This window comes from uncultured Aggregatibacter sp., assembly GCF_901873365.1.
In the GTDB taxonomy this organism is placed as follows: domain Bacteria; phylum Pseudomonadota; class Gammaproteobacteria; order Enterobacterales; family Pasteurellaceae; genus Aggregatibacter.
Genome location: NZ_CABFLM010000037.1, coordinates 1 through 548, shown reverse-complemented (window position 1 = coordinate 548; position 548 = coordinate 1). Strand labels below are relative to the sequence as shown.

The following is a 548-nucleotide window of genomic DNA, read 5'->3' as shown; positions in this document are numbered from 1 at the left end:
ATCTATGCTAGTACAAATAGAATTAAATGAAAAACAAATAGAGTTTTATCTTCCATTAAATGGAAAATTTGCTGAAAATAATAACGATGGGAATAAGGCTTATGGGCTTAAAAGTTCGGTATTAGTTTCAACACCTCCAATTTCACAAAGATTTGGTTGATATGAAATTTTCTCAAATTGAATTAGAGCAAACTATTCAATCTATTCCATATATTAAAAATTTATCTGCTCTTCATTTTTCACAAGAGCAGGTAAGTTTTGACATTACTTTTGATTTTGAAGAATTAGATAAGCCTATTGATTTTAATATTATCATTGATCAAGCCTACCCATTAAAAATCAGTGATAGTGAGTCCATTCGCTTTTATCTAAAAAATGATGAATATAAAAAATTCAGCCATGTGATGTCTGATAATGCTATTTGCTTTCATAATCAGCATTGCGTTATTTTTGAGAAGAAATTACAGCAAGATTTCCAGGCAATCAAAAAATGGATTGTTCAATATATTATTCATCAAGAAAAAGATGAGCATTATGAGCATATAATT

Annotated in this window: 1 pseudogene; it reads left to right on the top strand. The window is 27.9% G+C overall.

The annotated features are described in order from the left end of the window. Positions 1-161 precede the first annotated feature (161 nt). Positions 162-548, top strand: a pseudogene (locus QZ106_RS01120) (thiamine biosynthesis protein ThiF); the annotation flags it as partial.